Origin of the sequence: Luteibacter sp. (assembly GCF_036499525.1) — a bacterium.
In the GTDB taxonomy this organism is placed as follows: Bacteria; Pseudomonadota; Gammaproteobacteria; order Xanthomonadales; family Rhodanobacteraceae; genus Luteibacter.
Genome location: NZ_DASYDO010000053.1, coordinates 1 through 10,701 on the forward strand (window position 1 = coordinate 1; position 10,701 = coordinate 10,701).

A 10,701-nucleotide genomic window follows, 5' to 3' on the forward strand; every position below is an offset into this window, starting at 1 on the left:
CCTGTTGTTCCTCGCGAAAAGCTGTCGCGCGCAGGGCGCGCTCCTACCTGCAATGCGGCCGGTCAGCCGGCCGATTTACGCTTCGGCTTCAACATCGTGCCGATGCACTTCGGCGAGCCGCAACGGCATTCCCAGATCTTCTTCAGACGTGCCGTGTGCGGCATGTCGAGCGTGATGCCGTAGTCATAGACCAGCTCCTCGCCCGGCGCGATGTCGCGGATCGCCTCGATCAGCACGCGGTCGTGCTTCGAGGGCTTGCCCTCCACCGCTTCCTCGATCAGCGCCTGGCAGTTCGGATCGCAGCCATGGTTGATCCAGCGCGCCACGTTGCCATGGCTGTTGCCGTCGACGATGTAGCGCTCGTTGAGCGTGAAGAGGAAGGTGTGGCCTGTCTCGCCGCCATCGCCATAACGCGTGTCCGCTTGCTTATGGGTGATGCGATCGCCCTTGTATTCGACGACTTCGTCGCCGGCCTTGATCGGTGCGGTGGCGAAAACGCCATTTCCATGGATGGGCGAACGTCGTGCGGCGATGCGTCGGGTCATTGGAAGTCGGATGCAGGGGGATAATCGCCGATGATGCCTGCTCGCCCGCCGCTTGGGAACCGCGTTTGAAACACATGGCTCGCGCGCATGGGCCAGCGGGCGCTACCATCAAACGATTGTTCGACCCTACCGGAAGCCATAGGAATGACTCCGATCATCCGCCGCCCGTTCGTCCGTACCGCGCTGCTCGCCGGCCTCGCCTTCCTCTCCGCCTGCGGCCCCGCGAAAAAAAGCGTCTTCCCACCCACCGTGACCCTCCAGGAAGTGGCGGCAAGGCCAGGCGGTCCGTGGCACGTGACCCTGCGTATCCGTAACAACAGTTACGGCGGCATGTCCTTCGAAACATTCCAGGGCACGCTCCAGGTCGGCGACCTGGGCGGCGTGGTGCTCGACGCGAAGGTCGACCAGGACATCCCCTCCTTCGCCGCCGACGTAGCCACCATCGACCTGCTGCCGACGGCCGAGATGTCGAAAGCGCTCGCCGGCCTTGCCGTCAAGGGAAGCTCCGGCGCCCTCCCCTACAGCATCGACGGGCGGATCACCGCCACCCCGGAGAAGGAAAAGGAATCGCATTCCTACCCCGTACGCGGCAAGAGCTGGCTCTCGCCCGTACCCGGCATTCCCGATACCTATCGCTCGCCCTGAGCCCACAGGACTTTCCATGACGCTCTATAAAGCCCCGCTCGACGACATGCGCTTCGCACTCTACGACGTGCTCGGCGCCGAAGCCGTGCTCGCCCGGCTCGAAGGCGGCGAGGCGCATACGCGCGACCTCATCGACGCCGTGCTGGACGAGGCCGCCCGCTTCAACGAACAGGTGCTGGCCCCGCTGAACGCCTCCGGCGACGCGGAAGGTTGCCACTACGACAAGGCGACCGCGACGGTCACCACGCCCGCGGGCTTCAAGGAGGCCTACCGGCAGTACGCGGAGGGCGGCTGGGCGGGGCTCACGGCACGCGAAACCTTCGGCGGCCAGGGCCTGCCCGCGGTACTGGGCGCGCTGACCAAGGAAATGATCGACTCGGCCAACCTCGCCTGGGGCATCTATCCGCTGCTGTCCCACGGCGCCACCGATGCACTGGAGCACCATGGCGACGAGTGGCAGAAGGACGTGTTCCTGAAGCCGCTGGTGGAAGGCCGCTGGACCGGCACCATGTGCCTGACCGAGCCCCAGGCCGGCTCGGACCTGGGTCTGCTGAAGACGCGCGCCGAACCCTATGCCGACGGCAGCTATCGCGTCACCGGTACCAAGATCTTCATCAGCGCGGGCGAGCACGACTTCGCCGAGAACATCGTGCACCTCGTGCTTGCACGCCTGCCCGACGCGCCCGCCGGCAGCCGCGGCATCTCGATGCTCGTGGTGCCCAAGTACAGGGTAGGCAAGGACGGTGCGATGGGTGAGCGCAACCACGTCGCGGCCGGTGCCATCGAGCACAAGATGGGTATCAAGGGTTCGGCCACCTGCGTCATGAATTTCGACGAGGCGGAAGGCTGGCTGATCGGTCCGGCACACAAGGGCCTGATGGCGATGTTCACCATGATGAACGCGGCGCGCCTCGCCGTGGGCATCCAGGGCCTTGCCGTTTCCGAGCGGGCCCTGCAGAACAGCCTGAACTACGCCCGCGAACGCCTGCAGATGCGCGCGCTGTCCGGTCCGGCCCTGCCGGAAAAGCCGGCCGATCCGCTCACCGTGCATCCGGACGTTCGACGCATGCTGCTGACCCAGCGCGCCTTCGTGGAAGGCGGCCGCGTCCTCGCGGCTTATGCGGCGCTGCAGGGCGACATCGAGGCCCGTTCAACGGACGCGCAGGAGCGCAAGACGGCCGGCGAGTTGCTGTCCTTCCTCATTCCCATCGCCAAGGGCCTGCTCACCGAGGCCGCCCAGGAGTGCACGAAGGAAGCCCTGCAGATTTTCGGCGGCCATGGCTACATCGCCGAGCACGGCATGGAACAGTTCGCGCGCGATGCCCGCATCATCACGCTGTACGAGGGCACCACGCAGATCCAGGCCCTCGACCTGCTCGGCCGCAAGATCATGCAGTTGCAGGGCGCCGGGCTGAAACATTTCCTCGGCGAGATCTCGGCGTTCTGCCAGGACCACCAGGGCAACGACGCGGTGAAGGCCTTCGTCGGTCCGCTCGCCATCGTGGCGAAGACCTGGGGCGACCTTACCCAGGCCATCGCACAGTCCGCCCAGGCCAATCCGGAGGAACTGGGCGCCGCGGCCGTGGACTACCTGTACTTTTCCGGCTACGTGACGCTTGCATATTTCTGGGCAAGGAGCGTTCTCGCCGCGGAAGGTTCCCGCCTTTCCCCCGAACGCCGCCAGGCCAAGCGGGACACGGCCGGCTTCTACTTCGCCCGCATCCTGCCTCGCATCCACGTGCACAAGGCGGCGATCGAGGCGGGCGTGGCCACCCTGCCAGAGGTGCTCTGACGGTATGCCGGAGGGGCTCTGACGGTAGGAGCGGACCTTGTCCGCGACAGCCTTTCGCCGTGCGCAACAACCCAACAGGCCCTGTTGCCCCCTCGCGAGGAGCTGTCGCGGACAAGGTCCGCTCCTACCCAGGGCTTTCCCCGGCTTCCGTGAAGGTGTAGAAAAAAGGTTCTGCCCGGACTTTCCACCGAGACGGTGCCCGACACGATGAGTGATTCCACGTTCCTGATCCGTCTCGCCGAGAGCGACGACGACGAATTCATCCTCGGCCTGCTCCACCGTTTCGTCGACTTTCCGCTTCCGAACGGGCGCACGCGAACCGATTGCCTCAAGGGCATCGAGGCCGACCTGGTGAAGCACCTCGACGAGCAACCCTCGAACAGCTACATCTTCGTCGCGGAGAGCGAGGACGGCGAACCGGTGGGATTCGTGCACCTGCAGAAGACCAAGGACTTCTTCACCCATCGCGACAACTGCCACATTTCGGACATCGCGGTGGCGGAGGAATACGAAGGCACGGGCGCGGGCAAGTTCCTGCTCGACCACGCCTATACGTGGGCCAAGGAACATCGCTGCCAGTTCGTCACGCTTGCGGTTTTCCCGGGCAACGAACGGGCGCGCGACATGTACGTGAAGCACGGATTCGACACCGACCTGATGCGCCTGGCCAGGCCGGTCCGCTGACCTGCAGGAGCCGCCATAGCGGCGAGGACCCGCCCCCCCACATCACAAAAAAAGCCGCCCGAGGGCGGCTTTTTTCAGGGTGGTGACAAAGTCCTCAGGACTTCGTCGCTGCCCCTTCCTTCTGCTCGCGCACGTCCAGGCGGGCCGCCATGCGATCGATGTTGGCCAGCGACACGAGGTGCGCGTAGATCCAGCCGAGGGCGCCTTCGCGCAGGAATTCCTGGGCGGTCTTCTCGTCGAGGGCCCGCAGCTTTTCCTCGTTGATCACGAAGAGGCCGTTGAGGTTGATGCCCTTGCCTTCCTTCTGCAGGGTGATGGTGCGCGGCTCGAGCAGGTCGTGCTCGCGCAACTTGCCCATGAACCACTGCGTGCGGGCGACGTGGTCCTGGAATTCGCCGAGGAAGTTCACGGCGTTGGTCAGGGCCGGCGCATCGGTGCCGTCGTCGTTGAAGAGGCGCTCGCCTTCGTCGTTGTTGAAGCCTTCATAGGCCTCGTCGAGGAACACGGTGAAGTCGTCGCCCTCGGTACCGGCCGGCTTTTCGGCCAGCACGAACGGATAGCGGCGGACGAAAGCCGGGATATAGATGCCCTGCTCCCAGAAGCCATTGTCGCCGACCAGCAGGTTTTCGCCCTGGCGCAGGCCGAGGAGGGCCATGGGGCCCGCTTCTTCCATCGAGTTGCCGGCGAAGAGGATCGGGACGTCTCGCGCGGCGGGCGCAAATTCCACGCCGGTCAGGGGCACGGAGTGCGCCGCGGCGGCGAAACGGATGTTGTTCACGGCCTTCAGACGCAGGTCGCGGTGAGCGGTACGGTTCAGGGGAACCGGACGCTCGTAGAAAAGCACTTCTGCCACTGTGTAACCCTCATGGACCCGCCGGACCTGGGAAGCCACCCCGGCCCCCCTTCCAAACCCGCCGGGTTTCGAATGCGAACCCCCACTATAGCAAGAGAAAATGACAGGTGAGCCCCGCAAGAACCGTACCGGCCGAATGCTATTCCTTCGCGATTATCGGCTATGCTCGGGCTGAAGCCCTTCGCGGGCTCTGGGTCGGGACCACCGATCCGCACGGAGTTCGGCTTGCTGGAACGCTCTTTCGCTTTTGTGAAGGACGAGACCCGATGACGATGGAAGTGCTCCAAGAAGACCTGCCGAGGGTAGCCGCGTTGCATACGACGCGGGTGCTATCCCTGGATGCGGCAGGCCGTATCCTGGACTGGATCAGTTGGCAGGACGCGGTCTGCCTCTATGTGCGCGGCGTGGTTGCCTGGACCCTGGGCGACCCCTGCGTAACTGTCCGTGGCGGCGTCAGCCGGGCAAGCGGGGTGCGCAGCAGCCTCGATCTGCATCCGATCGTGGCCAGCACCGGCCATTGCCGCGAGCACGCCATCGATCCGGCCCCGGCCCTCACGAACACCGCCCTGTTCGCCCGCGACCGGCACATCTGCCTGTACTGCGGCCACCCGTACACCCGCCACGAACTCACTCGCGACCACGTGGTGCCTTTGTCCAAGCGGGGCGCGGACGAGTGGGAGAACGTGGTCAGCGCCTGCCTGGCCTGCAACCTGCGCAAGAGCAACCGCACCCCGCAGCAGGCCAACATGCCGCTCCTGGCCGTGCCGTACCGGCCCAGCTGGGTCGAGCACCTGATCCTGTCCAACCGCAATATCCTGGCTGACCAGATGGAATTCCTGGTCAGCCACCTGCCGCGGAACCGCCGGCCGGCCTGAGCGCCTTCTCAAATTCATCTATTGTCCCTTGCCCCGCCCCCTTCGGAGGCGAACAATAGACGGATGACCGACCTCTCCCGCTACCCCTATCTGGCGCAGATCGAGTCGCCTGAGGACCTCCGGCGTTTTCCGCTGGACGACTTGCCGGCCATCGCCGACGAACTGCGCCGTTACCTGATCGAGGCCGTCGCCTCTTCCGGAGGCCATTTCGGCGCGGGCCTTGGCGTAGTCGAACTCACCGTCGCGCTGCACCACGTGTTCGAAACCCCTCACGACCGCCTGGTCTGGGACGTCGGTCACCAGTGCTATCCGCACAAGATCCTCACTGGCCGTCGTGACAGGATCACGACGATCAAGAAGAAGGACGGACTCGCGCCGTTCCCGCGCCGCGAGGAAAGCGAGTACGACACCTTCGGCGTCGGCCACTCGTCCACCTCGATCTCCGCCGCCCTGGGCATGGCCGTGGCGCTGCAGCGTCGCGGCGACCAGCGCAAGGTGGTGGCGGTGATCGGCGACGGCGCGATGACCGCCGGCATGGCCTTCGAGGCGCTCAACCACGGCGGCGACATCGAGCCGAACATGCTGGTGATCCTCAACGACAACGGCATGTCGATCAGCGAAAACGTCGGCGCCATGACCAAGATGATGGCCCGCGCGATGTCCAGCCGCACGCTCAATGCCTGGCGCGAGCGCGCGAAGAAGGCCATGCCGCGCGAATCCTTCTTCGGCCGCTTCTTCAAGCGGTGGGAGGAACACGCCAAGGGCATGTTCGTGCCGTCCACGCTGTTCGAGGAACTGGGCTTCCATTACACGGGCCCGATCGACGGTCACAACATGGGCCAGCTGGTGAACGCACTGGAGACGGTGAAGGCCCTGCCCGGCCCACAGCTGCTCCATGTGGTGACCACCAAGGGCAAGGGCTACGAGCCGGCCGAGAAAGCGCAGATCGAATACCACGCCGTGGGTCCGTTCGATCCCGTGGCCGGCGTCATCAAGAAGGGGGCGCCGGCCAAGCCGACCTACACCGACGTTTTCAGCGACTGGCTCTGCGACATGGCCGCCGTGGACGAGCGCCTGCTCGGTATCACGCCGGCCATGCGCGAAGGCTCAGGCCTGGTCCGTTTCTCGAAGGAATATCCGCAGCGTTACTTCGACGTGGCGATCGCCGAGCAGCACGCGGTGACGCTTGCCGCCGGCATGGCGGTCGAAGGTGCGAAGCCGGTGGTGGCGATTTATTCCACCTTCCTGCAGCGCGCCTACGACCAGGCCATCCACGACGTGGCCTTGCAGAACCTGGACGTCACCTTCGCGGTCGACCGTGCCGGCGTCGTCGGTCCGGATGGCGCCACGCATTCGGGAAGCTTCGACCTCACGTTCATGCGTTGCCTGCCGAACATGGTGATCATGGCTCCGGCCGACGAGAACGAATGCCGCACCATGCTCAGCACAGGCTTCCATCACGATGGCCCCGCCGCCGTGCGGTATCCTCGCGGCACCGGTCCGGGAACGCCACTGGCGGCGACGCTCGATACGTATCCGATCGGCAAGGCCGAGGTGCGCCGCCGCGGCCATCATGGCCTGGCGATCCTCTCCTTCGGCACCATGCTCGCGCCCGCCGCGGTCATCGCCGCCGAAGTGGACGCCACCCTGGTGAACATGCGCTTCGTGAAGCCGCTGGACGAGGAGCTGATTCTCGAACTGGCGCGTACGCACAAGGCCTTCGTCACCATCGAGGACAACGCGATCGCCGGTGGCGCCGGTGCGGGCGTTGCAGAGTGCCTCGCCGCGCACGGCGTCACGCTTCCGATCCAGCACCTGGGCCTGCCCGACACGTACCTGGAACACGGCAGCCGCGAGGAAGTGCTGACCATGGCCGGCCTGGACCTTCCACAGATCCGCCACGCGATCCGCGGGCGCTTTCCGCAGCTGTGCGCTTCGGCGGTAGCCAGCGCGGGCTGATTACCTCAGTCGACCCGCGCGCCGGTGACACGGTCGCGGGCTTCGAGGTCTTGAGCGGTAAATGCGTGGGACAAACCGGACCGCGTGAACAGGTCGCGTACCGGGGCTCCCTGGTTCCACCCGTGCTCGGCGAGCAGCCATCCGTTTCCGCGCAGATGCCGCACCGCGCCTTCCGCGATGCGGCGCATGTCGTCCAGGCCGTCCGGGCCGGACGCGAGTGCGGAGGCAGGCTCGTATCGCAGGTCGCCTTGGTCGAGGTGCGGGTCGCCCGCCTCGACGTAAGGGGGATTGCTCACGATCACGTCGAAGAGACGATCGCCGAGAGATTCATACCAATCGCTTTCCCGCATCTCGACGCGCGCCAGTCCAAGGCGTTCCGCGTTACGCCGCGCGACGGCCAGGGCCGCGGCACTCGCGTCGATCGCGACGACCTCGGCATCCGGACGCTCGCTGGCGATCGCGAGGGCGATGGCACCGCTACCGGTTCCGAGGTCGAGCACGCTTCCGCCCCTCGGCAGCCGCTCGAGCGCCAGTTCGACCAGCAGCTCCGTCTCCGGCCGCGGTATCAACGTCGCCGGTGTCACTTCCAGCGACAGGGACCAGAAATCCCGGCGTCCCAGGATATAGGCGACCGGCTCGCCACCTGCGCGACGTGCCACGAGTTCCTCGAAACGCCGGACGGCATCCAGGCCGGGGCGGTCCTCGGCGTGCGCAAAGAACCACGCGCGATCCACGCCGAGCGTGTGCGCCAGCAGCAGCTCGGCTTCGAGGCGATCGCCCACCGTATTGGTGGCCTCGCGCAAGATCGTACGGATATCGGTCATGGCGCCATTCTAGCGACCGGGCCTCCTACAATGCCGCGATGCGCACCCTGACCATCCTCCTTGCCACCCTGTTGCTCGTCGGCTGCCATGCCACGTTCTTTGGCGCGGTCAACGCGGTGCAACCTGCCGTGGGCGTGGTTGAGCACAGGGATAACGTCTTCGATGCGGAGCACGGTCTCTCGCTGGACGTCTACACACCCGCGCATGCCGACCGCGCGCCCGTCGTCGTCTATTTCTACGGTGGCGACTGGACCACCGGCAAGCGACAGTGGTACCGCTGGGTCGGCAAGGCGCTGGCAGCCCAAGGCATCGTCGCCGTGATTCCCGACTACCGGCTGTCGCCGTCGGTACGCATGGACGGCTTCCTGCACGACGGCGCGAATGCGGTGCGCTGGACCCGCGACCATGTCGCCCGGTACGGCGGCGATCCGTCCCATCTGTTCGTCATGGGGCATTCGGCGGGCGGTCAGATCGCCGCGATGCTTGCCACCGACAAGCAATGGCTCTCTACCGTAGGAATGAAGCCGCGCGACCTCTCGGGCTTTATCGGTGTTGCCGGGGCGTACGATTTCCTCCCATTGGACGAACCCCGATACCTCGCCATGTTCGGCGACACACCCGAAGAGCAGGCACGCTCGCAACCGGTCAACTTCGTCGATGGCGATGAACCGCCCGCGCTGCTCCTGCAAGGCGAGGAAGACACCGAAGTGTTCCCGTCCGAAGCCATATCGCTGGAAGGCCGATACCGGCAGATGGGCGAACCGGTAGAGCTGAAGCTTTATCCGGCACTGGGACACGAGGAACTCGTGTTCGCGCTGGGACCCCTGCATCGCACGGCACCTGTGATGCACGATGTGATGGACTTCATTCGTGGGCGAGCAAGGCCGCATTGAAGAATCCCGCGTCATTGCCGGAATCGCGCAGGCTGCGCCTACGACGTGAGCCATATGTCCCGGGTCCTCGCGTCTGCATAGCATGTAAAGCCTCGTAGAGTTTCTAACGAGCACAAGGAGTGACGGCATGTCGACGGAAGCTCAACTCAAAGCAGGCGATGTCGAGACAATTTTTCGCGCGCCGTTCGACACTTTTGGCCTCCGGGCACTTCCGTTGTCCGACCCGCTGAGGTCGATGTATCTGCTTGGCATCAAGAAAGACCCGGACGTCGCAGCAAAAAAAGAAATATTGGTTGCTCGCGTCGACGCCGAAGGCCGGCCGGATACCGGCTTCGGCACCGGCGGAATCGCCTCGGCAAGCATTGATTTCCCTGGCTGGGATGCACTCGGTCTAGGTATGGTGGCAACCGACGATGGTGGAGTGATTGCGGCGTTTCGCGACGACGCCGGCGTTTCTACGCTCGGGCTGGTGCGCTTCAAGAATGACGGGAGCCTGGACCAGACCTTTGGCACCGGGGGCGTCGTTATTCACGACATCTTTGGAGCTCGATCCGACGCAAATCCGACGAAGCCGCGCCAGCGCGACACGCTCACGCTGCCTTTTCAGGAGGCGTTTGCAAGTGGAAGCAGGGGAGAGATTGCGCCGGCCAAGGGACGCGGACTTTACTTTGCATGGAACACCGGACCTGGCGGGCGGGAGGGCGGATTACTTCGGACGAAATCAGATGGCTCTATAGACACTTCGTTCGGGGACAACGGTTATGTCGAAGTCTATTATCCAGGCAGTTCACAGACCATACCGCGCGGAGTGCAGGAGCTTTCTGATCGAAGTGTCATAGTAGTCGGTTCAATCCATCTACCGGGCAAGAAAGCGGCGGTTGCCGCGCGCTTTAACGAAAGAGGCAAGCTGGATCCCGCTTTCGGGACGAACGGATTTTTCGTCTTGCGTGGCGAAGATGTCCCGGAACCTAGCCTGGACGGCCTGTTCTTCACTGCGGCGGGAGAAGCGCCCAACGAGGCGATCGTCTTCAGCGGTCACATGACGGTGAGTGGCTCTCAGACTTATGGTTTATTGGCCGCCACGGATCATTCGGGCCAACCCTTGGCGTCGTTCAATGGCGGCAAGCCTGTCGTGTTCGGGTTGCTCGGCGGCACGGTCGAGTCATTCGCTGACGGTGGCCTGATCGTTCAGGACGACGGAAAGATCGTGGCAGGTGGATACTCCGCACTCCAAAATGCACCCCCGGTCGATATGCTCGTGGTGCGCTTCCTTCCCAATGGGAAGGTCGATACCACCTTTGCTTCGCCACGTGGGTGGGTCAAGATCCGGCCGCTAGGCAACGAATACAACTACCTCTACGGTGTGTCGCTCACCTCGGACGGAAAGATCCTCGTCGCCGGTGACGCCGGGCGGGACGGTACTGATGTCATCGCCGCCGTTGTTCGAATCTCAAGCTGACGAACCAGCCGACCGAGGCTCCTTCGGAAATATCGGGTAGGGAGCCGGAATATTCCGGCCCCCTCCCACACCACCGTACGTGCGGTTCCGCATACGGCGGTTCACGAGTGACGCTGGAGACGCCGGCTGCTGTCGGCCAGTGAGACCAGTCGCAGCCGGTCGAAGAAGCGTT

General features: G+C 64.7%; 10 protein-coding genes. 7 read left to right on the forward strand and 3 right to left on the reverse strand.

Annotated elements, in window-relative coordinates; all coding sequences use genetic code 11:
* Window positions 1–62: 62 nt before the first annotated feature.
* Complete coding sequence (locus tag VGM71_RS10025) at window positions 63–545, reverse strand: SET domain-containing protein (protein ID WP_331544629.1); 483 nt, start codon at window positions 543–545, stop codon at window positions 63–65.
* A 144-nt stretch (window positions 546–689) separates the two neighbouring features.
* Between VGM71_RS10025 and VGM71_RS10030 the strand changes: the two genes are divergently transcribed.
* The 3 genes from VGM71_RS10030 (at window position 690) to VGM71_RS10040 (ending at window position 3,666) form a co-directional block, all read left to right on the forward strand.
* Window positions 690–1,190, forward strand: a complete 501-nt coding sequence (locus VGM71_RS10030; protein WP_331544631.1) for a hypothetical protein — start codon at window positions 690–692, stop codon at window positions 1,188–1,190.
* A 16-nt stretch (window positions 1,191–1,206) separates the two neighbouring features.
* Complete coding sequence (locus tag VGM71_RS10035) at window positions 1,207–2,982, forward strand: acyl-CoA dehydrogenase C-terminal domain-containing protein (RefSeq protein WP_331544633.1); 1,776 nt, start codon at window positions 1,207–1,209, stop codon at window positions 2,980–2,982.
* A 207-nt stretch (window positions 2,983–3,189) separates the two neighbouring features.
* Window positions 3,190–3,666 carry a GNAT family N-acetyltransferase gene (locus VGM71_RS10040; RefSeq protein ID WP_331544635.1) on the forward strand — a complete coding sequence of 159 codons (477 nt, stop codon included), beginning with the start codon at window positions 3,190–3,192 and terminating at the stop codon, window positions 3,664–3,666.
* 94 nt (window positions 3,667–3,760) lie between these two features.
* Here VGM71_RS10040 and VGM71_RS10045 read toward each other — a convergent pair whose 3' ends face one another.
* Entirely contained in the window at window positions 3,761–4,519 is a 759-nt protein-coding gene (locus tag VGM71_RS10045) for a SapC family protein (protein WP_331544637.1), read from the reverse strand.
* A 272-nt stretch (window positions 4,520–4,791) separates the two neighbouring features.
* Between VGM71_RS10045 and VGM71_RS10050 the strand changes: the two genes are divergently transcribed.
* Together VGM71_RS10050 and dxs are read left to right on the forward strand one after the other, a co-directional pair.
* Complete coding sequence (locus tag VGM71_RS10050) at window positions 4,792–5,394, forward strand: HNH endonuclease (protein WP_331544639.1); 603 nt, start codon at window positions 4,792–4,794, stop codon at window positions 5,392–5,394.
* Window positions 5,395–5,457: 63 nt separating this feature from the next.
* Entirely contained in the window at window positions 5,458–7,353 is a 1,896-nt protein-coding gene (gene dxs, locus VGM71_RS10055) for a 1-deoxy-D-xylulose-5-phosphate synthase (RefSeq protein WP_331544641.1), read from the forward strand.
* A 5-nt stretch (window positions 7,354–7,358) separates the two neighbouring features.
* Here the strand turns inward: dxs and prmC are convergent, their stop codons facing one another.
* Window positions 7,359–8,177 carry a peptide chain release factor N(5)-glutamine methyltransferase gene (gene prmC, locus VGM71_RS10060; RefSeq protein WP_331544643.1) on the reverse strand — a complete coding sequence of 273 codons (819 nt, stop codon included), beginning with the start codon at window positions 8,175–8,177 and terminating at the stop codon, window positions 7,359–7,361.
* A gap of 38 nt (window positions 8,178–8,215) precedes the next feature.
* Between prmC and VGM71_RS10065 the strand changes: the two genes are divergently transcribed.
* Entirely contained in the window at window positions 8,216–9,070 is an 855-nt protein-coding gene (locus VGM71_RS10065; protein ID WP_331544645.1) for an alpha/beta hydrolase, read from the forward strand.
* A 127-nt stretch (window positions 9,071–9,197) separates the two neighbouring features.
* Entirely contained in the window at window positions 9,198–10,529 is a 1,332-nt protein-coding gene (locus VGM71_RS10070; RefSeq protein ID WP_331544647.1) for a hypothetical protein, read from the forward strand.
* Window positions 10,530–10,701: the final 172 nt, after the last annotated feature.

What these genes read in the sequence shown, in the direction of transcription:
- VGM71_RS10025 (WP_331544629.1), bottom strand. Translation starts at nt 545, where the DNA reads ATGACCCGACGCATCGCCGCACGACGTTCGCCCATCCATGGAAATGGC.
- VGM71_RS10030 (WP_331544631.1), top strand. Translation starts at nt 690, where the DNA reads ATGACTCCGATCATCCGCCGCCCGTTCGTCCGTACCGCGCTGCTCGCC.
- VGM71_RS10035 (WP_331544633.1), top strand. Translation starts at nt 1,207, where the DNA reads ATGACGCTCTATAAAGCCCCGCTCGACGACATGCGCTTCGCACTCTAC.
- VGM71_RS10040 (WP_331544635.1), top strand. Translation starts at nt 3,190, where the DNA reads ATGAGTGATTCCACGTTCCTGATCCGTCTCGCCGAGAGCGACGACGAC.
- VGM71_RS10050 (WP_331544639.1), top strand. Translation starts at nt 4,792, where the DNA reads ATGGAAGTGCTCCAAGAAGACCTGCCGAGGGTAGCCGCGTTGCATACG.
- dxs (WP_331544641.1), top strand. Translation starts at nt 5,458, where the DNA reads ATGACCGACCTCTCCCGCTACCCCTATCTGGCGCAGATCGAGTCGCCT.
- prmC (WP_331544643.1), bottom strand. Translation starts at nt 8,177, where the DNA reads ATGACCGATATCCGTACGATCTTGCGCGAGGCCACCAATACGGTGGGC.
- VGM71_RS10065 (WP_331544645.1), top strand. Translation starts at nt 8,216, where the DNA reads ATGCGCACCCTGACCATCCTCCTTGCCACCCTGTTGCTCGTCGGCTGC.
- VGM71_RS10070 (WP_331544647.1), top strand. Translation starts at nt 9,198, where the DNA reads ATGTCGACGGAAGCTCAACTCAAAGCAGGCGATGTCGAGACAATTTTT.